Origin of the sequence: Stenotrophomonas sp. PS02301, from assembly GCF_029959485.1 — a bacterium.
Lineage (GTDB): Bacteria > Pseudomonadota > Gammaproteobacteria > Xanthomonadales > Xanthomonadaceae > Stenotrophomonas > Stenotrophomonas maltophilia_Z.
In genome coordinates this window covers 65409-88371 of sequence record NZ_JASCOO010000008.1, presented here as the reverse complement: position 1 = coordinate 88371, position 22963 = coordinate 65409, and the positions used below count along the sequence as shown (strand labels likewise).

Annotated in this window: 13 protein-coding genes and 1 pseudogene; 7 read left to right on the top strand and 7 right to left on the bottom strand. The window is 65.3% G+C overall.

Going from position 1 to position 22963, the window contains the following annotated elements:
- The 5 genes and pseudogenes from QMX81_RS03870 to QMX81_RS03850 form a co-directional block, all read left to right on the top strand.
- A pseudogene (locus tag QMX81_RS03870) lies at window positions 1-532 on the top strand (P-type conjugative transfer protein TrbL); the annotation flags it as partial.
- 2 nt (window positions 533-534) lie between these two features.
- Window positions 535-1218, top strand: coding sequence for a conjugal transfer protein TrbF (gene trbF, locus QMX81_RS03865; RefSeq protein WP_282258847.1), 684 nt, complete (start codon window positions 535-537; stop codon window positions 1216-1218).
- Window positions 1215-2285, top strand: coding sequence for a P-type conjugative transfer protein TrbG (trbG, locus tag QMX81_RS03860; RefSeq protein WP_063987319.1), 1071 nt, complete (start codon window positions 1215-1217; stop codon window positions 2283-2285). Before trbF ends, trbG begins: the two co-directional genes overlap by 4 nt.
- 113 nt (window positions 2286-2398) lie before the next feature.
- A complete protein-coding gene (locus tag QMX81_RS03855; protein ID WP_282258853.1) occupies window positions 2399-3526 on the top strand; it encodes a TrbI/VirB10 family protein in 1128 nt (375 codons plus the stop codon).
- Window position 3527: 1 nt separating this feature from the next.
- Window positions 3528-3767: a DUF2274 domain-containing protein gene (locus QMX81_RS03850; protein ID WP_282258844.1), complete on the top strand. Its 240-nt coding sequence runs from the start codon at window positions 3528-3530 to the stop codon at window positions 3765-3767.
- Here the strand turns inward: QMX81_RS03850 and QMX81_RS03845 are convergent.
- From QMX81_RS03845 to QMX81_RS03815, 7 genes are all read right to left on the bottom strand, one after another.
- Window positions 3700-4659: a LysR family transcriptional regulator gene (locus QMX81_RS03845; protein ID WP_063987322.1), complete on the bottom strand. Its 960-nt coding sequence runs from the start codon at window positions 4657-4659 to the stop codon at window positions 3700-3702. The genes QMX81_RS03850 and QMX81_RS03845 overlap by 68 nt on opposite strands.
- 113 nt (window positions 4660-4772) lie before the next feature.
- Window positions 4773-8069, bottom strand: a complete 3297-nt coding sequence (locus tag QMX81_RS03840) for a DUF499 domain-containing protein (RefSeq protein WP_282258841.1) — start codon at window positions 8067-8069, stop codon at window positions 4773-4775.
- Window positions 8070-8083: 14 nt separating this feature from the next.
- Window positions 8084-10894: a DUF1156 domain-containing protein gene (locus tag QMX81_RS03835; RefSeq protein ID WP_282258839.1), complete on the bottom strand. Its 2811-nt coding sequence runs from the start codon at window positions 10892-10894 to the stop codon at window positions 8084-8086.
- On the bottom strand, window positions 10878-15107 hold the full coding sequence (locus tag QMX81_RS03830) for an ATP-binding protein (protein ID WP_282258837.1): 4230 nt from the start codon (window positions 15105-15107) through the stop codon (window positions 10878-10880). The genes QMX81_RS03835 and QMX81_RS03830 overlap by 17 nt, the downstream gene beginning before the upstream one ends.
- Entirely contained in the window at window positions 15104-15595 is a 492-nt protein-coding gene (locus QMX81_RS03825) for a hypothetical protein (RefSeq protein WP_282258835.1), read from the bottom strand. The genes QMX81_RS03830 and QMX81_RS03825 overlap by 4 nt, the downstream gene beginning before the upstream one ends.
- Window positions 15596-15603: 8 nt before the next feature.
- A complete protein-coding gene (locus QMX81_RS03820; RefSeq protein ID WP_063987327.1) occupies window positions 15604-19107 on the bottom strand; it encodes a DUF3883 domain-containing protein in 3504 nt (1167 codons plus the stop codon).
- 22 nt (window positions 19108-19129) lie between these two features.
- Window positions 19130-20014 carry a WYL domain-containing protein gene (locus QMX81_RS03815; protein ID WP_063987328.1) on the bottom strand — a complete coding sequence of 295 codons (885 nt, stop codon included), beginning with the start codon at window positions 20012-20014 and terminating at the stop codon, window positions 19130-19132.
- A gap of 123 nt (window positions 20015-20137) precedes the next feature.
- Here QMX81_RS03815 and QMX81_RS03810 point away from each other — a divergent pair, with 123 nt between their 5' ends.
- A complete protein-coding gene (locus QMX81_RS03810; protein WP_165608586.1) occupies window positions 20138-20281 on the top strand; it encodes a hypothetical protein in 144 nt (47 codons plus the stop codon).
- A gap of 20 nt (window positions 20282-20301) precedes the next feature.
- Window positions 20302-22956, top strand: a complete 2655-nt coding sequence (locus tag QMX81_RS03805) for a PD-(D/E)XK nuclease family protein (RefSeq protein ID WP_063987329.1) — start codon at window positions 20302-20304, stop codon at window positions 22954-22956.
- The last annotated feature ends 7 nt before the right edge of the window (window positions 22957-22963 follow it).

Genomic DNA, 22963 nt, shown 5'->3' with positions numbered 1-22963 from the left:
GATCGGAACCGGCCTGGCCGCGGGCGGTGCGATCGCGGCCGGGGCCGCTGCCGCAGGCGCGGCTGTTTCCGGCGGCGCGGCCCTTGCCGGTGGCGCTGCCGCCGCCGCCCGTGGCGGGGCGGCTTTGGCTGGTGGCGCATCGACCGCCTACAGCCTGGGCGCGGCCGGCCAAACCGGCGCATCCGCCGTCGCATCCGGCCTGCGCAATGTCGCCAGCGCGGGCGCACAGGCCACCGTCTCGCCGCTGAAACGCGCCGCTGGCCGCGCCGCCGACAGCTTGAAGCAGAGCTACCAATCCGGCGCGCGCTCCGCCTTCGCGGCGACAGGCGGGGCTTCGACCGCCGGCACGGTCGGCGGCGAAGCCGAGGCCGCTTCCCAAACCGCTTCCACCACCGACGGGCCGCCGGCCTGGGCCAGGCGCATGAAGCGCTCCCAGCAAATGACGCACGGCGTTCAAGCCGCCGCCCACGCCGTTCGCAGCGGCGACAGCCACGGCGGCGGCTCCACCGTCAATCTCTCCGAAGGCGACTGACCATGTTCAACCGACCCGCTACCCACTACGGCAAGTCCCCGCAGCCCGAGACGCCCTATCAACGCGCCGCCCAGGTCTGGGACGAGCGCATAGGCACCGCCCGCGTGCAGGCCCGCAATTGGCGCTTCATGGCCTTCGGCTCCCTCGCGCTGTCGATGGGCCTTTCCGCCGCGCTGGTCTGGCAATCCATCAACGGCTCGATCGTGCCGTGGGTGGTCCAGGTCGACCGCCTTGGACAGGCGCAGGCCGTCGCGCCGGCGACGGCCGACTATCAGCCGAACGATCCCCAGATTGCCTTCTACCTGGCGCGGTTCATCGAACAGGTCCGCTCGATTCCCGCCGACGCGATCATCGTGCGTCAGAACTGGCTGCGCGCCTACGACTTCACGACCCAGAGCGGCGCGCTCGCCCTCAACGACTACGCCCGGTCGAACGATCCTTTCGCCAAGGTCGGCAAGCAACAGGTGGCGGTCGAGGTGTCGAGCGTTATCCGCGCCTCGCCGTCGAGCTTCCGCATCGCCTGGATCGAGCGTCGCTATCAGGACGGCTCGCTCGCCTCCACCGAACGCTGGTCCGCCATTCTGACTGTTGCCGTGCAGCCCCCGCGCGACGCCGACACGCTGAAGAAGAACCCGCTCGGAATCTACGTCAACGCCATCAACTGGTCGAAGGAGCTTGGACAATGACGCCAGCACTCCGCAAAGCCGCCCCCTGGAGTGCAGGGCGTCCGGCTTTCCGCATCCACGCCAATCCGGCTTTCCGTAAGTCCGGCTTGCCGCTTGTGCTGCTCTGCACCTCGGCGCTCGCCGGCTGCGCCACCAGCAATATGCCGCCGCCCGAAATCGCCTACGACAACGCCATGCCCGCCGTGCAGGCGACCGAGCCGCCCAGTCCCGTGCAGGTCGTGGAACTCCCCAAGCCCCTGCCGCTTCCCGGCCAGTTGAAGCCGGTCGGCAAGGACGGCAAGCCCGTTCCCGAAGCCGCCGACCCGACCGTGCGCGTCAACCAGGCCAACGCCGCCGCGCGGGTCCAGCCCGTCCGCGACGGCTTCATCAACTCGATGCAGGTCTATCCCTTCGTCAACGGCGCGCTCTATCAGGTCTATGCCTCGCCGGGGCAGATCACCGACATCGCGCTTCAGCCTGGCGAGCAGCTCGTCGGCGCCGGACCAGTCGCCGCCGGCGACACCGTGCGCTGGATTATTGGCGACACCGAAAGCGGCGCAGGCGCCGCCAGGCAGATCCACATCCTCGTCAAACCAACGCGGCCCGAACTGCTCACCAACCTCGTCATCAACACCGACCGCCGCACCTACCATATGGAACTGCGCTCGACGCCTTCGACCTACATGGCGTCGGTCTCCTGGCAATATCCGCAGGACCAGCTCATCGCGCTACGGCGGCAGAATGCCGAGGCGCAGGCGGCGCAGCCCGTCGCCACCGGCATCGACCTCGCGCGGGTGAACTTCCGCTACGATGTAAGCGGCGATCGAGCGCCGTGGCGGCCGCTGCGCGCGTTCGATGATGGCCGGCAGGTGTTCATCGAGTTTCCGCGCGGCATCGGCCAGGGCGAAATGCCACCCCTGTTCGTCGTCGGCGCGGAGGGCGACACCTCCGAACTGGTGAACTACCGCGTGCGCGGCAATTACATGATCGTCGACCGGCTGTTCGCCGCCGCCGAGCTGCGCTTCGGGGCGGGCAAGTCCCAGAAGCGCGTGCGTATCTCCCGCACCGATGGGAGGCCGGCATCGTGAGCGACGAACGCGATCCCGAAAGGGAAGAGAGCCGGACGCCCGATGCGGGGCCGCGGCCGGACGCGGCCGACGAGACCGACGACCAGCCGCTCACCGGCGAGCCGGTCGCGCCGATGCGGCTGCGGCCCGAGCCTCCGCGCGTCACCCGCTTGTCGCGCAAAGTGCTGGCCGGGCTCGGACTCGTCGCCAGCCTCGGCGTCGGTGGCGCCCTGCTCTATGCACTCCAGACCCGCAACGCCGGCAATCAGGGACAGGAACTCTATTCCACCGACAACCGCAGCACGCCGGATGGCCTGAACGGTCTGCCGAAGGACTATAGCGGCGTTCCGAGACTCGGCCCGCCACTGCCCGGCGATCTCGGCCGCCCGATCCTCAGCGCGCAGAATGGCGGCCAGCCGATTCCCGCACCAGGCATGACCACGCCAGCGCCCCCCGTGCCGAGCCCGGAGGAACAGCGCCGCGCGCAGGAGCTGGAAGCGGCGCGCACGGCGCGTCTGTTCTCATCGACGGAGACACGGCCCGCCAGCTCCGTAACAACCGCGCCTGCGGCCGACCTCGCCAGCCTCGGCCTCGCGCCGCAGCCCGCGACGCCCTCGGCGCAGGATCGCCAGCTCGCTTTCCTAAACCAGGCGCCCGACAAACGCACGGTCTCGCCCGATCGGGTCGCGGCGCCCGCATCGGCCAATGTGCTTCAGGCCGGCGCGGTGATTTCCGCCGCGCTCATCACCGGCATCCGCTCCGACCTTCCCGGCCAGATCACCGCGCAGGTGACGGAGAACATCTACGACAGCCCCACCGGGCGCATCCTGCTGATCCCGCAGGGCACGCGCGTCATCGGCCAGTATGACAGCGGCGTCGGTTTCGGCCAGCGCCGCATCCTGCTGGTCTGGAACCGGCTGATCTTCCCGAACGGCCGCTCCATCGTCCTCGAACGCCAGCCCGGCGCTGACGCCGAAGGCTATGCCGGGCTGGAGGATGGCGTCGACTATCACTGGGGCGAGCTGTTCAAGGCCGCGGCGCTCTCGACCCTCCTCAGCGTCGGGGCCGAAGCCGGCTCATCCGGGCAGGAAAGCGACATCGTGCGCGCCCTGCGCAGCGGCGCGTCCGACAGCATCAGCCAGACCGGCCAGCAGATCGTCCAGCGCCAGCTCAACATCGCGCCGACGCTCACCATCCGGCCAGGCTTCCCCGTCCGCGTCATCGTCACGCGCGATCTCGTGCTCGAACCCTACGGAGGCTGACATGGGGAAGCTGAAACTCGGCCCGATCGCCGATGACAAGCCGGTCAAGATCACGCTCGAGCTGCCCGCCAGCCTTCACCGCGATCTCACCGCCTACGCGGAGATTCTTGGCCGCGAGGCGGGACAGGCGGCCACCGATCCGGTGCGCCTGATCGTTCCCATGCTGGAGCGGTTCATGGCGACAGATCGCGGTTTTGCGAAGGCGAAGCAGGCGGGTTCATCACCGCGTCCGCCTGCCTGACGGCCCTCCGATCGGTTTGCGACAGTATCCGGGCGAGGCTCAGAAACCTGCGGCAGGCCGGATTGTCGTTCCGGCGCGACCAGATCGCGCTGAACGGCAAGACCTCGCCCATGATCGGGCGATAGACGATACCGGGAATCTGAGCCCCTGTGGTCGCCTCGCTGGTCAGCGTCAGCCCGCGCCCGATGGCTACCATCGACAGCAGGACATCCCGGCCGACATAGTGCGGGTGGATATTCGGATGGTGGCCGAGACCGGCCAGTCGCTGGATCAGATAGTCATAGATCTCCGGCCCTGGCGCCGCATTGCTGACGATGAAGTTTTCGCCCGCGAGATCGTCCCAATGCAGGGTCTGCTTCGTCGCCAGGCGGTGTTCCGTCGGCAGGACGGCGAACACCCTCTCCGACCAAAGCTGTTCTCTCTCGCAATCGGGCCATTCGGACGTGCCGGTGATGAACGCCACATCGAGTTGAAGCTGGCGGACCGCCGCCACATGGACCGACGGATTGCCTTCGATCAGCTCGACCGCCACCCGCGGGTGCTCGTCGTCGAGCGTCTTCATCAACTCGAACAGAAAGCCCGACGCCAGCGATGAGAAGATGCCAACCTTGATGATTCCGTCCTCGGATCGGCCGATCGCGGCGACGTCGTTGAAGCCAAGCTCAATCTGCTGAAGGGCGACGCGGACGCGGCGAAGGAAACGCTGCCCTGCCACCGTGAGCGAAACCCCGCCGGGATGGCGGTGGAACAGGGAAGCGCCGAGCCGATCCTCAAGATCGCGGATGCGCCGGCTCACGGCAGACTCCTGAATGTGCAGAAGGGCGGCCGCCTTGCGAAAACTCCCCTGCTCGGAAGCCGTGACAAAGTATTGGATATGACGCAACCTGAGCATAGCGGGGCCACCTTTCTCCTATTCTGCCGAGCAGAAAGTTACATCACGGCGACTCCCCCACTCCTGAACAAATATAGTTTCAGTCCACGCGACCACCCACCATTGCTATGCTCTCATTCGACAGACTTCTCTATGAACCCGAGGGTATTGGCGTTCTCCACCAGAGTCCTCACTTTGGCGCGATCCAGACCGCCAGGCACATCGGCCTCGATCTCGAGCTTCAACTTCACGCGACTGCCCGGAAGCGTGGTGAGCTGCTCGACGATCGCCTCGACAATCTGATGAATATCCCGCGCCGGCCGCTCCGGTGAGATCATCACGGCGCCGGTGAAGCGCGTCGGATTCTTCTCCGTCGGCTGTGTCGCCGGCCCACTGCCTACATCGCGTCCGCCGGGCGTCGGCGTGCCGCCATCAGGGCTTCCAGGTGCGTCCCCAGGGCCAGGTTGCACCGGCGCGGGACGGTGCGCCTCGGCCTCATTCGGTTTGATGATGACGCTGTCGCTGTCGATGACCACGGGCGCGTTGCCCGCACGTTCGATCGCGAGTCCCAGATAGGTGCCCGTCTTTTCGTCCCACCGCTCGGCATAGGCGAAGGGACCGGGCAGCATGCCGCTGATCGCCGCCTGCACGGCCTTCACCAGGACATCCTGACCTTTCAGACGCGGCAGGTAGATGTAGCGATTGAGATATTCCCGCAGATCCTTGAGCGACAACCGCGGCTTGTCGTTCCAGATGTATTTCTGGAGATCACGATCGAGACGCGACGGCCCCAGCTCGACGAGCAGGCCCTCTTCAGCCACCAGCTTCTTGCTCGCGCGGGCCAGCAACCCGTCCTGCGCCGGAATCTTGCCGGACACCCACTCCCAATCCGCCTGGGCGCTCTCCTGAGCCGGATAGTGCAGATAACACCACGCCTCCTTGAGGCGCGTCTTCATCGTCTCGTTGGCTTCGGCCAGTTTCGTCTTGGCGAGCGCGCTGTCGCTCTGGGTGAGGTTCAGCCGCTCCGTGTCACGGACAATCTCACCCCAGGCAAGGGAGGCGCGCACCGCGTCTTTCAGATGATCGAGCTGACGGCTTTCCGCCGCGATGAACACCAGCATGTTGCGATAGACGCGCGGCGTACTGCCGCGCTGCGTGAGGATGTCCTTCGCCTCGACGAGCGCGTCGGAGCCGTCGCGCCCATTGTGCGGATATTTGACGCCCAGCACGACGGCGCGGACTCCGCCCGCTTCATCGGGGACTTCGGCCGACGAGGCCGGCGCGACCTGCACGGCGTCGAAATGCCCGCGATCGGCGAGCCCGTTAACATATTTGCCGAGTTCCGCGTCGATCGTCACATCGACGAGCGCCGCCTCGATCTGCGCCGCTTTGTCCGCCGCGATGCGGTTGAGGCTCGCGGACATCGAATACCAGTAACGGCCAAGATCGGCGTGCATGAACTTGGCCTGGTTGGTCAGCCGCCGCAGCGCGTCGCCGAAGATCGCCGGACGCTCACCGGGCTGCACGACGCCAAGATTGATCTGCTTGTCGTCGAGGCCGGTATTCTGCTGCTGATGCGTCGGCGCCGTGCCCATGAAGATCGCGCGCGCGACGCGCCGGGTCGCCGAATAACGGTTCAGGTTGGGCGCCGACTGATCGACCTTATACGGGGTGGATGCCGTGCCATCGACGTCGCCGGCGATGATCGATTGCCAGCTCACATCGAGATAGTGGAGCAATTCCGGCTCAACGCGCGGCGAACTCACCGCCACGCTGCCGGGCATAATCATCACCGACGGATCGGCGTTCATCCAAAGCTCGTGAATGGCCTGCGCCATTAAGCGCAGCACGCCGCGCGTGCGCTGGAACTTTTCGAGCGAGCCCCAGCTCGTATAGAGTTGGTCGAACAGCTCGGGATGGATCGGATAAGCCTTCTCCAGCTTGCGCCGATAGTCCTCGTCCGCGCAGCCCTGCGGGAAATCGTTGGCGTTCTCTCGATAGAGCTTGGCGAACTGTTTCAGCGTGTTGTCGCGGTGATGGAACTTGTCGCCGGGAATGTCCTTGAAGAGCCGCCGCCGGACGATCTCATAGCTCTCTTCCTGGCTCGCCGGCCGCCACGAGGATTCCACCCGGCTGAAGGTTTGCTTGAGGCGCGCCAGCGCTTCCTGCCCGCCTTCACCACCCACCTCGATCTGCGAGGCCGGCAAGGAAGCGACCAGCAGCGTGCCGGGGCTGGCCTTGACCGCCTCGGTCAGCGACTGGACGAAGGACAGGTTCGCATCGAACGACCCGGACGGCAGCCCCTCGACCTTGTAGATTTGCCGCAGATAGGCGACCCATTCGTCGATCAGGATCAGGCACGGCGCATACTTCTTGAAAAGCGCCTCAAGCAGGTTCGAGCCCGGCGCGATGCCGCTGGCGTCATTCTCCGCCACCATCGCATAGGCGTCGGCGCCGCCGAGCTGCCAGGCGAGTTCACCCCAGGTCGTGCGGATTTTCCGGTCGCCCTCGGCGTGGAGCACGTCCTGCGGCCCCCGCGACGTGCCGACGAGCACGGCGCGGTTGATGGCCTGCGGCACGCTGAGCCCCTGCTTTTCGAGCAACTGGTCCAGGCCGGAGAGATCCTGCACGGGCGTCGGCCCCGCCATGTGATAGAGCGCCAGCATCGAGTGCGTCTTGCCGCCACCGAAGTTGGTTTGCAGTTCGACGACGGGATCGCCGCCAGCGCCGGACAGCCGCTTCGCGGCCCCGATCAGCAGCGCGCTCAAGCCTTCAGTCAGATAGGTGCGGCTGAAGAACTGGCGCGGGTCGCGGTATTCCGGTGGCGCGCTGCCCGAATGCACCTTGGCGAGGTCGGCCGCGAACTCGGCCTGCTGGAACTCGCCGGTGGCGACATCCTGGTGCGGCTCGACCACCTCGCGCCACGGCAGAAGCCCCGCCACCGTCTCGACCGAGATTTCGAGGCGCTGGGTTTTCCGCCGCTCCTCATTGCGCTGAAGCTCGGTGAACTTCGTGCGCAGGATGGTATCGCGCATCTTGCCGAGCTGTTCGGCCGTCTCACCGGCGCTGATCGCCTCCATTAGCCGGCGCATAGAATCGAGCGCGCGTTCGGCGTCATCGTAGGTGAAAGTCTCATTGTGCGAGAGCTTGTTGCGGACATCGCCCAGTTCATTGACCAGCGAGCGTTCGGCGCGGCCGAGAACCGCCTTGAACGCCTCGCTCCAGAAGCGGTCCATCACATTGAACAGCGCAGCCTGATCCCAGCCGACCTCGCCGTTGCTGTTGGGGCGCAGGCTTGGGAGCTTCTCCAGAACCTGGACCTGCCAGTGCCCCTTGAGCGAGGTTTCGAGCCGCTTTTCGACGAAGGGGATCAGCGCCGAAGGCAGCAGCTCCATCCCTTCAAACACATATTGGCGGGTGCTTTTTGCCACGTTCCGTTCCCCCCTTAAATATCCAGCCGGATCTGACGATCGCCGCTCGTGTCGTGGATAGCCGCCGCTGCCTTCGTCAGCTCGGTCCAGTCGGCGATCAGGGCGTTGTAGGCTGTGGCCTCCTTCGCATCCTTCCGCTTGTTGGCGCTGATGTCGTAGAGGCAGTAGGCGAGATCCTTCACGGCCTCGGCGTGAATGTTGATCTTCTTCAGCAGGACGGCGGTATCGTGGGAAATGCCGTCCTTCTCATGCTGCCGGACGAGGTGCTGAAGGCACTCCCACACTGTCAGGTGGCGGTCGTCTTCCGGGTCCCAATCGTCGTCGAGTTCATCACGCGAGAGAATGCGGACCTTACCGGCAGCGCTTTCGACGATGCCCGCGTGCTTGACACTATCGACGGAAATACCTCGCGCACGGGCAAGGTTGTCGGCGACACCGTAATCCCCCTTGCCGGTCCCGTTCTGCTCGAACCAGGTGATGGCGAACCGCGTGTCCGCGTCGAACTCACCCTGGATGCCGCCAAGATATTCATCGAGTTCCCGATTGATGAGCTGGAGTGCGGTCTTCACGCTCATCGGGCTGTCGTCGGATTCAAGAACGGCCTTGAAGCGCGAGAACACCCCCATGCCGGGGCCGATGGCCGATTGCGGCATATCCGCTGGTGCGATATTGGCGGCCTGAAGTTTGGAGATCGCCGGCGGTAGTTCCCGTTTAAGGGCACGGATGAACTCCGCACGGGTAACACTTTCGGCCGTGGCTTCCTTTTTTCGACAAACGAGCACGACGGAGTTGGCCAAGGCATTGGTCCCCGAGGCGATCATGCGGTTCGCCATTTCCGTGCGTATCGGCCAAGTGCCGACAACGGCGTAGCCAGCCTCGACCACAGCTTGCAGAAAAGTCGCCCAACCAGTTGAGCTGATACCTTCCTGGGCAACCTCGCTCTGCTTGAAAGCATAGTAGATTGTCGCAGGGAACACGTCTGAGGACTGTCGGGCCATGCTTTCTATGGCGACTGTCATACCCTTCAGAAAGAAAGACTCCGCCGCCTCTCTCCCACCATGCCGATAAGGAGTTGCAACAAGTTCATCCGCTTTTGGAGTCGCCAGCAATGAGAAAAGGTCTGGATAAACGTCCCTGAGAGCCTTCCTAAGCCACACGAACAAGAAATCCGATAGATCGGCATATCCAATATTATCGTAGTAAGGCGGATCGCTCGAAATTACTTTTCCCTCGGCGATCCTCTGCGCTTGGGCATTCTCCTGAACCACTGATCCCGTTGAAAGCGATGGAAGAACCGAGACCGACATTGAAACCCAATTAACGCTGGGCTCCCAAGCTCCTGAAGATGAGCAAAAGACATTACCCTCGCCAAAATCCCACGTCATAGGAATGGACTGCCGGGCAAACGTGTTTCTGAGCTGTAGTTTAGTTGAACTTGAATCCCACGTTGCTATCGACGTATGCCGATCTGCAACTTTGTTGACGACCATTCCCAAATACACACTCACCGCTTCCGCGTAAGCCTTTGCGCCGTTGCCGCCATCACGCAGCGGGGTCGGATCGGATGATTGGTCGGAAGCCAATGCGTCGGTCTCGATCCGCGCCCGGGCCTCGTGCACGAGATCGCTGAAGGTGTTCAGAGCTACCAACTGACGGTCAGTGAACAAGTCGCCAAAAGTCGTCAGGCCGTAGTCCACCGTCCAGAAATTGCGGGGATCGTTCGGGAGGCTGGTTTCCGGCTTCCACTCGGGCTTTGCCGAGAAGGCTAACCTTTCGTCTGCCTCCGTGGGCCCGACATAGGCTCGACTGCGGTTTCCCTCGGCGACGATGGCGATCAGCGTCTGCCCCATTTTACCGGCACGCCCATTGCTCTTCACATAGTCGGGGGTGATCGCTGTATCCGACATAATGCAGCGGAAATTCGCACCGCGACCCGCCTTGGTCCCTTCCTTGGCAGCCGCGATCTCAGCCTTGGTGCCGCCATGCCTGATCCGATAGGAAATGGTTTTCGCCTGCTTATCAACGATAGGCTCGACCCAAGCCTCCTTGCCGACCTTGGTGCTGAGCAGGAAGCTCGACGCGATCGGCACCTGCACGTCGGAGAACGCAGGATCGGGGCTGGGCACCGTTCGCGCCCATATCCAGGCAATTACGGTTGCCTTGCCGCCACCATACTCCTTCGGCAAGTCCACCTGCGGGTAGAGACGCCCGATACGCTCCCACGCCTTCTCCCGCATCCACTCACCATAATATTTGACATCTTCAGCAAGTCCCTCGGCATTGCGGTAGAAATGCCGCTCCTTTGCGCCGGGATGGACCGGCTCCTTGTCCTTGAACTTCGGCGGAATCTCGATCATCGCCTTCCCGATCATCACCGCGACCGGGTTCAGGTCTGATCCATAGGCGGGCAGGCCGAGACGCTGCGCCTCCAGTGGGATCGATCCACCGCCCGAGAAGGGGTCATAGACCGGCGGCAGCTCGCCACCGCAGCTCTTGCGGATTTCGGCGCGGGCGCGCTCCAACACCTCCTCGTTAGTCGAGTTCTCCCACTTCACCAATTCCTCGATGATGCCGAACAGGCGCTTGCGCTCGGCCTCCTGAGCTTCGTGTGTGGGAAATTTGCCGGGGTCGCTCGACGGATCATCGACAAGCTGGGCGAAGAGCACGGCCCGGCACGCCGCCAGCGGCCGGCGCGCCCACCACAGATGCAGCGTGGAAGGATGCCCGTGCCGGATCGACTTCTCCCGCGCCGAGGCGGCGTTGATCGCCTCAAGGGGAATCGCAACCTCGATCAATTTCTTCTTGGTGTTATTCGTCGAGGTCATAAACGAGCCTGTAGGTTGCAGGGTGGATGGTCAGTTCGCCACCGTCACGCAATGCGCGCAGGCGGGCACCCGTCATCTCGACGGCATCACCCTCGGGGTTGATGAGAATGAACGAATAGAGGTCCGGCTTCTGGTCGAGCAGACCCCAGACGTCCGCTTCAAGCTGGAGCGGTTCGTGCTCCAAGCAATGGTCCTTTGGATAGTAGTGGCGAAGAATCTCACCACCCGCCGAGCGGCGCTCCCATGGAAAGCGCGCGCCGTTGCCGCGGCCGATCCAGCTCCCGTCCGCATGGAAGAAGCGATCCTCGCCGTCGACCTTGTAGCCCTGGGCCAACGCAAAGCGCGCCATGACGCTCGGGCGCGGGGGCTTCGGCGCGGCGCGCGGCCTGGTCGCAACCTCCGTTTCGATCAGCTCGCGATCTGGCTCTCCCGTGGGAGGCGTGGGTTCGGGGAGCGTCGCGGGCTCGTCCTCCTCCGCCAGGTGGAGATCGTCCGCATCGACCGGCTCGGCGTCGTCGCCCGCGCCTTCAGCAATCTCGTCGCCACCATCGTCATCGCCGGGAGCGGCGGCCGATTGGGCCTCGACGATTGGCGCGGCGACCATTTGCTCAAGCCCCAGAGTGAAGTTTTCCTCGAGATATTCCCGGATGTCCTCGGGCGAGCGCTCGAACGCATAGGCCAGGGCCGCGCGAATATCCGCGCTTAGGCTCCTGCCGATCTCTTCCGGGACCCGCTTCGCCAGCTTGGCCTTGGATAGCGGGCTGACGAACAGCTTGCCGTCGAGCCATAGGATGTCGGTGAGCCGAGCCGTTCCGGCGGGCACACCGTCGAGATAGGGAATGACCTCCAGCTTGGGGGTCTGGACCCAGCTCGTCGCCGCGATCGCTTCCGCCAGCGCCCGCACGCGCTCGGTCTCGGCGGCATCGGCAAGCTCGATCCGCGCGAGTTGGGTTCCGAACGCCGTCAGCCAGGCGCGACGATCTTCGATGCCGGCCAGCAGCGACGGCTGGTTGAAATGCTCCTCGACGAGGTCCGACAAGGCCGGCAACGCCGAGAATGGCGGCGCCTGCACGGTCTCCCCCGACAGCCGCTGAAAATCGGCGGTCTTGCGCTTGACCCATTCGTGCAGATGGCTCCACCGGAACAGGGTCTGCATGCTGAGGCCATAGGCAAGTGTATCGACCGGCGCCCACTCGCCCACGAGGTTCAGCCAGTGCCCGCGCTCCTCCCAGATGCGGATCGGGTATCGGACCAGCAAGGTGCGAACACGCCTGGCGTCGTCGGCCGAGAGCGCCTTCCCCGAGGCCAACGTCCCAAGCCATTGCAGCGCCAGGTCCGCGGAGGGGCGGTCGGCGACGCCGATACGGTGCCACAGGCTGAGGTCGAGCACGGAGGCGCGCACGACCGCCGCGCCAGGAACATCCTCTTCGTCCCCGGCCAGAAAGACGCCGCCGGACGTCGCCCACGTCCCGTCCTGGGCGAGGATCAGCTTCTCTGCCTGGAAGGCGTTCTTGATGTTCTGCGCGTCAGCGGTGGAGCACCCGTCGAGCATCTGATCCAGGCGGCGATACCATTTCTCGACCTCATGCGCCGGGGCCTTGTCGGATTTCGCCAGGGCGCGCAGGCGGTCGAGCAGGCGTCCGGGACCGCTCGGCGTGCTGCGGACACCGAGAAGATCGAGCAGCGGGCGCGTCGTTTCCCGATCGAGCAAGCCATGCACGAAAGGCTCGACGTCGATCAGTGCCTCCGTCTCCGGTGTCCTGCGCACCAGGTCGGCCGGAAGCTGGATCATGTTGCGGATGTCAGGAAGGCAGGGCTTGGCCCGCAACTTCAGCAACCAGTCCGCCAGCAACGGCTCCGAACTGACCGATCGCGTCGATCCGGTGGTCGCCACCTGCAACAGGCGAGCGCTCGACGCCCGCGACCAGTAGGCGTCGCGCTGTTCCAGAATCTTTCCAACCACCTTGGCCCAGATGCCGGGATCGGCCTTCGACAACGCCTCCCAATGCCGCCAGTAATCGGCGGGGAAGTCCCAGTCATCGAGAACGAAGCTCTCCGTGACATAGGCATAGTAGAGCGCCTGGCGTTGGCCGCGCGTCTGCGCCTCCGTCACCGCGCGCTGGCGTCCGTAGAGGCTGGTCCGCTTCTGCGCGAGCGGCGCCATCGTCTGAAGCCCCGAACGGCCCGACGATACCCAGCGCAGCCAATCCTCCCGCGTGCAGGATTTGAAACTCGCCACATAGTCACCGTGAAGGAGCTGCGTCTTTCGGACGGACTCCGGCAGCAACTCCTCGAGCGCGCCATTCTCGTCGAACAACACCCCCTTGCCGATCGGCCGAAGTTTCAGGTCGGCGCAGGCATACCGGAAAGAGTCGCCAATGGTGACGCCCAGCTTGGCCGCGATCTGGGCGAGTTGGACGCACTCCGCGAGCTTCGGCTGGCCGGCCGCGAAATAGTCGGCAGCGACCCGCTCGATCACGGCATTGACGTCGCTCGTTCCTTCGAGGCCGATCTCCTCCAGCACCGCGAAGGCCGCCTCAACCGGGTCGTTGCGGTTCTCTACCTCCGCCTTGTCACGGCGCTGCTCGGCGAGGAACCGGGTCCAGTTCTGGTTTAGGACGATCAGATGGCTGGCGAGAAACTCCCAATCCTCTTCCGACTGAAGCAGCTTCTTCTCGCCGAGCCGAACGATCTCCGACGCCGCGTAGAGCACCTCCTTGCCTTGCACAGGCACGATCCTCAGGCCGTCGGTGTCGTGACACTGCCAACCCGTCACCTCGGGCGCAATATAGGCCCACAGGTTCAACAGGTGCCGCCAGGTCGCGGGCCGCGGCAGATGATTGCTGCGCAGGCGCTCGAGCAAATCGGATTTCGAGAACTCCTCGACCAGACCCCAGTGAACCAGCTTGGTCCGGTTCTTGGCCGAGACATGCTGGCACAGCGCCGGCCGGGATTTGGCGTCGAGCAGCGCCATGGCCTGGTCAGCCGGCCAGATGTCGAAGACAGGCCGCGGCACGGTAATCGCGGCCTTGGCGTCGACCAGCCGTCCCTCTTCGGTCAGAAGCATCGGTCGGTCTTCGATGGCCGCGTCAAACGCCAGTTCGACGATCGCGCCGCACGCCCCTTCGAGCGTGGTCGCCTCGCGGTCGACGTCGGGCAGCAGACCATAGGCGTCCGCCCGATCCCGCGCGCTGGTCTTCGTCTGCTCCAGCCACTCCATCATGGCGCTGGCGGCCAATTCTCCAGCGCGGTTCAGGAGCCAGCGGTTGGTCGGCGATGTCTCCGGGTCCTTGATCTTGAGACGAGCGGGGTCCTGGATGAAGGGCGCGTTGCAGGCGAAAGGTAGCGTCGTTTCCACGCCGGTCGGCAGCACGACATAGAGCCGGCCCTTCGCGCCCAGCACGATCTCCACGCGGCAGGGCGGGAAATCGCCGCTGTCCTCGGCCCCCAGCATCCGCTCCTTGCGGATCTCATCGAGCGCTTCGGCCGGGAAGGCTTCCTCCCCCGACCGCACGAGGAGGAACGGATCATCCGCTTTCTCATCCAAAGCCATCCATTCGCTCTCGGCGATGGGGCCAGGCCCGAGACTTTGCCAATGCACCTCGCTGTCGCCGATCCGCAGGCGACGAATCTTCTTGAAGAACAGCAGCGACACCGGGCTCTTCAGCCACTCGTCGAGGTTCTTCTCGACCTCGCGGCGCAGCAGCGGGTTGGCGATCGCCACTTCGACGCGCGTGGTTGCCGATGTCTGGTGGCGGCTGTCGATCCAGTGCGGCTCGGTGAACCGAGCTCGCTCGAAGGCCACGGCCAGGGTCGGCGTGAACAGCTCGACCCGATCGCCCAGGCTGAACGTGCTCTTGAATCCGATCCCGCGGAACCCGATCGTGTGCAGCGCGCGCTTATTGGAATAGCCGAAGCGGCAGATCGAAGCGAAGTGGGCCTCGATGAAGTCCTCGCCATTGTGCTCGAATACGAAGCGATCGTTCTCGATCGAAACCCGCGCTTCGCTTGCGCCGGCGTCATCGGCGTTCTGGAGCAGCTCGGACAGGATATGACGGGGGCTCTGCACCTGCTTGAAGAGCTGGTGCCAAGGCCCAGCAAGCTCCGGGTCCGCCTCAAGCTGGTCCCAGCGCTTGGTGGCGCGTTCCTGGATCGACCGGAAATAGTCGGGAGGATTGGCGAGGATGGTCTCGATCTGGCGGCCCGCGCTCATAGCGGCACCTCCAGCGTCGACGGCGTGGCGACCAGTTCGGGTCCGCGCGGCGGGGCTGTCTTGCGCCAACCGCCCTTGACGGTCTGGATGGCGGAGATCGGCAACCGTTGCGCGGCCGGCAGCTCGTGCAGATCGCAAACGTGCCAGAACACCGCCCAGTGGCCCTGATTGTCGGACGTATATTGGCCCGTCGTCGGCGGGCGATGCGTCATCCCTTTTGAATGTTTGCCGTTTCCGCTTTCCTCGCAGCCGACATACCAACCCAGCCAGGACACCACAAAACTGAGCTTGGCGGCCACGTCCTCGTGCGACGGATAGATCAGGACCGGCACGCGCGCGCCACCGCGCAGTTCATCGACCTTGCGAAACAGCTCCCACTTCCGCGATCCGAAGGCGACGAAACCCGTGGCGCTGGCGATTGCGCGCCCGGATTGAAGGTGCTCCAGCGGCACGGGGGCCAGGATGGAAAAATCCGAAATACCGGTCATCTCGCCCCCTATGCCGGCTCTTGCGCCCGCTCCAGCAGGCGTCGGAGGTCAAACTGGATCGCGGTTTCGAGGAACGACGGTTCCCGCTCCACCAGAGGGCCGCGCACATAGCGCGGCGCATGGGCGGAACCCGCGGCGACCGAGACGATGGCGAGAATGAACTTATCCGGCTCGTGCAGCGAGGTGATGACCTCCTGCCGCGTGACCATCACGCTGTCGGCGCCGTCGATCCGCCCCTTGACCTCGATGAAGCGCAGATGCCCCGCCTTCGGATCGTGGGAAGCGATGTCGTAGCCGATCTTCTGGTCAGAGACGTCGGCCGGCTCATTGCCCAGCGCCCGCTCGGCCGCCATGACGGCTTCCATCGCCGCCAGCTCGATCGCCCGGCGCGCAGCGGGGTCTTCCGCGAAATGGTCCGGGACGCTTGACGTCTGACGTCCTTCCAACAGGCCCCGCGGGATGACGACCATGCCGCCGCGCACGCGCGGCGGCTGCGATGAGATGAACCGTTCCCGTTCAAGCTGGTCCATGCGGCGCTTCTGCCGATCCGCCAGGTCTTCGGCCCGGCGCTGCGCGTTCTGCCAGTTCACGCGCGTCTTCTTGCCGGCGCGCTCCTCTTCCTTCAGCTCGAAGGCGCGCGAGTCCCAGTAGTTGATCTCTTTCTTCAGCCGGGCGCGAACTTCCTGCTCGACCTTTTCGATCTCGGGCAGGCGCCGCGCCTTGACCTCGGCGACATGGCCTTGCGCCAGTTCGACCGTCGCAAACCGGATCGCGGCCTTTTCCAGATCGGTGGTCAGCCAGCTCTCGTCCAGAAGGTCGCGCACGCTGGCGACCTCCTCCGGTTTGGCGGGGCGCAGATTCAAATGCGGTGCGATGCCAGCGTTGACGGTATTTCCGGTCTTGTCGATCGCGGCGAACTGGAGGCGCTGCGAAATCACATGCGGCTTGCCGGCGCTGGTGACACGTCCGTCCTGGACCGTGTGCTCCAGCAGGAAAATCGCCGACAGCCCATCGCCGGCGTCGGTGTCGTCCACCAGGATCGCGCCCTGCCGCATGATCTGCTCATACTGCTCGCGGATCAGGCTGATCACCGCTTCGAGCAGCGGATGGCCGGGGCAGACGAAGGCGGCGACTGGCTGCTGATTGATCTTGTCCTTCTCGAAGCAGATCCGCTCATACTGGGTCTGAAGCGGGGCGCCGGTCCCGATCTGGCGATCCCGCTCGCGGATACGCACCGGGACATGGGTGATTTCCCAACGCCCTTCCTCGCGGCGCTTGATCCGGCCGCCCAGATGCTGGAACGCCTCGACGAAGAAGCTCTGGATGTGATGCGGCTGTAGGCGCAGCGCCTCGGCACGCTCCATTTCGAGCCGCAGTTCCTCGACCTTCGCCTCCGGCATGGTGTCGTTGGTCAGGGCGCGGCGACGCAGCAGTTCGAGCAGATTTGCCTGGTCGACAGCGCCATCGACCTGCTGGAAGAGACGCGCCTTGACGTCCTCTTGCTCGCCATACTGGATCGCCTCGAACAGCAAGTCCTTGAGCGCCACGCCGTCGAACAATTCGCCGAGCACGTCATAGACACGGCCGCCCAGCGCCTCGCGCGCAGCCTCCAGCTTTTCGAGCAACCGCGCGTAAACCTCGCCCTCGCGCGTATCGGCCGCGACGAGATTCCAGAGGTGGCAAACCTCGGTCTGGCCGATGCGGTGGATGCGGCCGAACCGCTGCTCGATCTTGTTCGGGTTCCACGGCAGATCGTAGTTGACCATGAGATGGCCGCGCTGAAGGTTCACGCCCTCGCCGGCCGCGTCGTTGGCGATCAGGACCAGCATGTCCTTGTCCTGCATGAAGCGCTCGACGACCTTGCGCCGCTCTTCACGCGAAACGCCGCCGTGGATCACCTCCACGGCCTCGGGATTGCCGAGCCGCGCCCGCACCTTGTCGAGCAGGTAGTGCAACGTGTCCTTGGGCTCGGTGAAGATGATCAGCTTGCGGCGATTGCCGGCCGCGTCGACCATCAGATCGTCGTCGAGGATGCGATTGAGCTGGCTCCACTTCGTATCCACGCCCGAGCGCAGCACGCCGAGCGCCATGGTCTCCAGGCCCTTCAGCGTCTCGACTTCCAGGGCGAGTTGCTCGACCGTCTCGGCCGTCGTCGCGCCCGTGGAGATCAGATCCTCAAGCTCGTCGATCTCTTCCTGGCCATATTCCTCGATGTTGCCCAGCATGTCGGCGTTGATCGTCGGTTCGCTCGCGCCGGCCCGTCGGCCCTTGGCCGCAAGGCGCGCTTCGCCCAGCTCGTTCTCCAGCCGCTCGCGGCGGCGCTTGAGGGACTGGTAGATGGCCGCTGGCGATGAGGCGAGACGCCGCTGAAGAATCTGCAAGGCGAAGCCGACATTGTTGCGCTTCTTCCCGTCACCTTCGGCGAAGCGCTGCACGCGGTTCATCTCGGTGCGAACATATTCGGTGACGGCGGTGTAGAGCGCGGCTTCCCCTTCCGAGAGCTGATACTTGACGGTGCGCGCCCGCCGCTCGGGGAAGAGCGGCCGGCCATCGAACTTGAGCAGTTCCTCTTTGGTCAGCCGCCGCATCATGTCTTCGGTGTCGGCATAATGGACGCCATCGCGGAACCGGCCCTCGAACCGATCGCCGTCGAGCAAAGCCATGAAGAGTTGGAAATCCTCTTCCTTGCCGTTGTGCGGCGTCGCCGACATCAACAGCAGGTGCCGGCAGACCTGACCGAGCTTCTGGCCGACCTGATAGCGCCGCGTGTATTTGACCTCGCCGCCGAAATAGGTGGCCGACATGCGATGCGCTTCGTCGCAGATAATCAGATCCCATTCGCGCGCGCTCATGAGCTTCTCCTGAAGCTCCTCGTTGCGCGCCAGCACGTCGAGGCGGACGATCAGCCGATCCCGGTCGCTGAACGGATTGCCCGACCGCGAGTTCTCGATCATGTCGCGGGAGAGGATGTCGAACTCGAGATTGAACTTCTGGCCGAGTTCGTCCTGCCATTGCTCGACCAGGCTGCCCGGCGCGACGACGAGGCAGCGTTCGAGATCGCTGCGGGCAATCAGCTCCTTCATCAGCAACCCGGCCATGATCGTCTTGCCGGCGCCGGGATCGTCGGCGAGGAGGAAGCGAAGCGGCTGCCGTGGCAGCATCTCGCCATAGACCGCCGAAATCTGGTGCGGCAGCGGATCGACCAGACTCGTGTGGATCGCCAGATACGGGTCGAAATAGTGCGCCAGCTTGATGCGGTTGGCTTCCGTCACCAGACGCAGCAACGCGCCGTCGGCGTCGAACGACCATGGCCGTCCGCTCTGCTCGACCTCAAGCCGGTGCTCGTCGTCCCGATAAAGAACGGCCTCGGCCACCGTGCCATTGTGATCGCGAAAAACGACGCTGATCGCCTGATCGCCGATCCAGTCCACCGAGATCACATGCACGGCCTGCGCCGAAGCAATGCCCCGCACGGATGCGCCGTTCTTTATTTCCTCAAGCCTTGCCGCCATTAGCCGGCGCCCCCCGATTCTCTCATAGCTGAAACTCCGCCTTCTCAAGCGCAGCCTCAGTTTCTTTGCGGTTTATCGTTACGATATGCTGCGTATGGGCGCTCTGTTTCGCGGCGTCACCAAGCAAACCCAGACGCTTCAAAACATAGAAGAGCATCGCGTAACGGACCGAGAGCACACCATTTCCCTGATCCAGCCCATAATCCTTGGCGACGACCTTCTTCTGGCTCGCCGTAAGCCCCGGATGCGGGCCGATGATGACATCGAAATAGTTATTCCAGAGCCAGTCCCCCTCGCCGGCTTCCCCAGGCTCGCCCTTCCCACCGACTTCGAGGATGCGCGGCAGCAGGAAGTCCTTGAACTTGTGCTCAAGGTGGCAATAGGCCCGCGCGTGCCAGCGGAACCCGTCATAGCCGAAGGCGTGCGGCGTGATCCGCCGCCAAATGGGGTCCGGCCGCACCTTGTTCATCGACTGGTAGAAGACGTCGATCGAGACGCCCTCGCGGCTGGCGTCGAGAATCCTGCGCAGCACCGCGATGTCGATGTCCCGCCTGGGGGTCAGCGCGACATCGGCGCTGGGAAGCGCCGAGATCCACGAATCGCTCGCGGGCACGGCGCCTTCGGCGACCGAACGAAGCTGCGAGAGATAGATGTAAGGGTCCGGCTCGAGGAAGCGCAGAACGAACTTTTCGGCGGCGACATAGCGCTTGGCGCGGGTGTCATACTCCATGTTTCCCGGCGCGCGCTCCTGATAGAGCGTCAAATCCTTGGACGCCTGCGGCACCGACACGCCGAACGCCTCAACGAGGTCGGCCCGGTTGATCGAGCCCTCCCAGAACAGCCGGAACTCGATGAACTCGAGCCGGCGCCCCACCCCCCATTTCAACGCCGTTGCGGCCTCTGCCATTGCTTCCGTCCCGCGTCAGTGAGCATAAAAACTATATGGACAATCCATCGTAGTCCGTGTAATTATTATTCCCATCAGAGGCGCTCGTCAATGGTGATCGGCGCACGGATTGGGAGGCAAGTCATGCCGAAACGCGGTTCCAAGGGCGAAGTCACCAGTAAGCGGGCGGCCAGTGCCGCCGCCAAGGTGTTGCGCAACCCCAACAGCAGCAAGGCCGCGAAGACGGCGGCTGCTTCGGCGCTGACTCAGCGTCCGAACAAGAAGTAGCACCCGAAAGGAGGGCAACCATGGCCGTCGCGAGTCGATCCACCCTAGTCGTTCACGGCCGCCTCGCCATGCGGGAGAGCCGCCTGGCGGCGGGCCGTCACGGTCGCCACGGCCTCCAGATCATGTCCTTCGAGCAGGCCGCCGTCCGGCTGGCGGGCGGCTTCGCCCGCCCTATCGACGACGAGAGCCTGCGCGCGGCCATCCAGGCGGCCTTGCCTGCCACGCCGATGGGGGAGCTGGAGAGCATCAAGGCTCTTCCCGGCATGATCGACGCGGCGGCCGACACGCTCCACAAAGCCTGGCGCGCGGGCATCGATCTTGCTGCATGCGCGGCCGATCATCCGCGTCTCGCCGCCATCGCGCGCCTGGAAGCGGCCGTCGTCGACCAGCTTCCGCCCGGCATGATGCGGCCTCTCGACATCGTCACCGCCGCAACCGCCCGTATCGGTCATGCCCCGGCGGTCCTCGGCCCGTTGGAGATCGTCGGCCTTACCGAACTCTCGCCCTGTTGGCGGCCACTGCTCCAGGCGCTCACCGCCCATATCCCCGTGCGATGGGCGGCCGGCCCGAGGAGCGTTCCCGCATGGCTGGACGGCACCGGCGTCACGGTCGCGCGCGCACCGGCGCATGCGCCGGGAATCAGTGCCGCCAGCGCGGCGACGGCCTATCACGAGGCCATTGAGGCGATGCGCTGGGCGCGCAGCCTGCTCGCCTCGGGCGTCCCGGCTTCGGAGATCGCCATCGCGACCGCCTCGCCCGCCGACTATGACGATCATTTCCTGGCCCTGCGCGCCGACGCCAACATCGACCTTCACTTCGTCCATGGCATCCGCACCGTCGCCACCCGCGAGGGCCAGGCGGCTGCGGCGCTGGCCGACATCGTGGTTCGCGGCCTGTCGCAGTCGCGGCTGCGCCGCCTCGCGGCGCTCTGCCGGGACAGCGGGCCTTTCGAGACCCTGCCCGAAGGCTGGCTGCGGGTGCTGCCGACCGATGCGCCGCTCTCGACGCCGAGCGCCTGGAACCGCCTGCTGGCCCGGCTGACGCCGGAAGACTGGCCCGACGGCGCCGACCATGTTCCGGCGCTGCGCACGGCGGTCGAGACCCTTGTGAAAGGATCGGAGGCCGCCAGCGAGATCGGAGAAGCCTTCCTCAAGGGCCGCGCGCTCGCGATCTGGCGCAAGGCTCTGCTCGCCGGCCCCGCCGCCTCGATCGACGCCACGCTGGAAACCCTGAAGCAGGATGATGGGCTGGAAGCGTGCGTCTCCGTCGCCTGGATGCCGGCCAGCGCGCTCGCGGCGTCGCCCCGCCGCTTCGTGCGGCTCCTCGGGCTCAATTCCTCGCGCTGGCCGCGCGGGATCGCCGAAGACCGGCTGATCCCGGACCATATCATCCCGACTCCGGTGCTCGACCCGCTGCCGGTCAACCTCGCCGACCGCCGCGACTTCGAGACGATCCTCGCCACGACGGCCGACACCGTCGTTCTGTCGCGCGCACGGCGCGACAGCGACGGGCGTCTCCTGGGTCGCAGCCCTCTGCTCGCCGGGCGTGGCGACGAAACCTATCTGCGCCGCAACGCGACGCCGGCGCACGCCTTCAGCGAAACAGACCGCCTCATGGCCCGGCCCCAAGAGTTCGCAGCCGATCCGCAAGCGGTCGGTGCGCAGGGCTGCTGGCGCGATTGGCGGCAGGCCAAGATTACTCCCCATGACGGGCTCGTGCGGGCAGATCATCCGCTCGTTCTCGCCATCCTCGGCCGCACCCAGTCGGCCAGCTCGCTTCGCCGCCTGCTGCGCAATCCGCTCAGCTTCGTGTGGGTCTATGCGTTCGGCTGGCGCGAACCGCAGAGCAGCGCCGAACCGCTCGTGCTCGACGCGCTCGGGATCGGCGATCTCGTCCACATGGTTCTCGACCGCGCCTTGCGCGACCTCGAAGCCGGAGGCGGGCTCGCCGCCGCCGACACGGAGACCGTCGAAGCGGCGGTGGCCCGCGCCGCGCAAGCCGTCGCCGGCGATTGGGAAAGCGAGCGTCCGGTTCCGCCGGCCGTCATCTGGAGCCGCACGATCGACGACGCCCGCGTGATGGCGGGCCGCGCCTTGTCCTATGGTGATGATGTCCTGCCGGGCGCACGCTCCTACGGAGAGGTGCCCTTCGGCGGCTTGGAGCCGAAATCCGACGCGGAAACGCCCTGGGATGCGAGCGCGCCGGTCACGATTCCCGACACGGGCTTCAACATCGCCGGCTATATCGACCGGCTCGACATCTCGGGCGACGGCAAGCGCGCCCTCGTGCGGGACTATAAGACCGGACGGCCGCCGCGCGGCGACATCCGCCTCAATGGCGGACGAGAGCTTCAGCGCTGTCTCTATGCCTTCGCGGTGAAGGCGCTCCTCGGCGACGATGTCGCCATCAGCGCCTCGCTGCTCTATCCGCGCGAGCCCGTCGATCTCCAGCTCGACGATCCCGAGGCCGTGCTCGAGGAGATTACGGGCTATCTGCGCGCGGCACGGTCGAGTCTCGCCGGAGGCGCGGCCCTGCCTGGCCCGGATACCGGCGGCGACTATGACGACCTCGCCTTCGCCCTGCCGGCCAACGCCAGCGCCACCTATTGCAAACGCAAAATGCCGGCCGCCACGGAGCGGCTTGGCGAAGTCGCTCAGGTCTGGGAGGCGGAATGATGAGCAG

What these genes read in the sequence shown, in the direction of transcription:
- QMX81_RS03835 (WP_282258839.1), bottom strand. Translation starts at nt 10,894, where the DNA reads ATGACCTCGACGAATAACACCAAGAAGAAATTGATCGAGGTTGCGATT.
- QMX81_RS03805 (WP_063987329.1), top strand. Translation starts at nt 20,302, where the DNA reads ATGGCCGTCGCGAGTCGATCCACCCTAGTCGTTCACGGCCGCCTCGCC.
- QMX81_RS03855 (WP_282258853.1), top strand. Translation starts at nt 2,399, where the DNA reads ATGCGGCTGCGGCCCGAGCCTCCGCGCGTCACCCGCTTGTCGCGCAAA.
- trbF (WP_282258847.1), top strand. Translation starts at nt 535, where the DNA reads ATGTTCAACCGACCCGCTACCCACTACGGCAAGTCCCCGCAGCCCGAG.
- QMX81_RS03830 (WP_282258837.1), bottom strand. Translation starts at nt 15,107, where the DNA reads ATGAGCGCGGGCCGCCAGATCGAGACCATCCTCGCCAATCCTCCCGAC.
- trbG (WP_063987319.1), top strand. Translation starts at nt 1,215, where the DNA reads ATGACGCCAGCACTCCGCAAAGCCGCCCCCTGGAGTGCAGGGCGTCCG.
- QMX81_RS03810 (WP_165608586.1), top strand. Translation starts at nt 20,138, where the DNA reads ATGCCGAAACGCGGTTCCAAGGGCGAAGTCACCAGTAAGCGGGCGGCC.
- QMX81_RS03815 (WP_063987328.1), bottom strand. Translation starts at nt 20,014, where the DNA reads ATGGCAGAGGCCGCAACGGCGTTGAAATGGGGGGTGGGGCGCCGGCTC.
- QMX81_RS03820 (WP_063987327.1), bottom strand. Translation starts at nt 19,107, where the DNA reads ATGGCGGCAAGGCTTGAGGAAATAAAGAACGGCGCATCCGTGCGGGGC.
- QMX81_RS03845 (WP_063987322.1), bottom strand. Translation starts at nt 4,659, where the DNA reads ATGCTCAGGTTGCGTCATATCCAATACTTTGTCACGGCTTCCGAGCAG.
- QMX81_RS03850 (WP_282258844.1), top strand. Translation starts at nt 3,528, where the DNA reads ATGGGGAAGCTGAAACTCGGCCCGATCGCCGATGACAAGCCGGTCAAG.
- QMX81_RS03825 (WP_282258835.1), bottom strand. Translation starts at nt 15,595, where the DNA reads ATGACCGGTATTTCGGATTTTTCCATCCTGGCCCCCGTGCCGCTGGAG.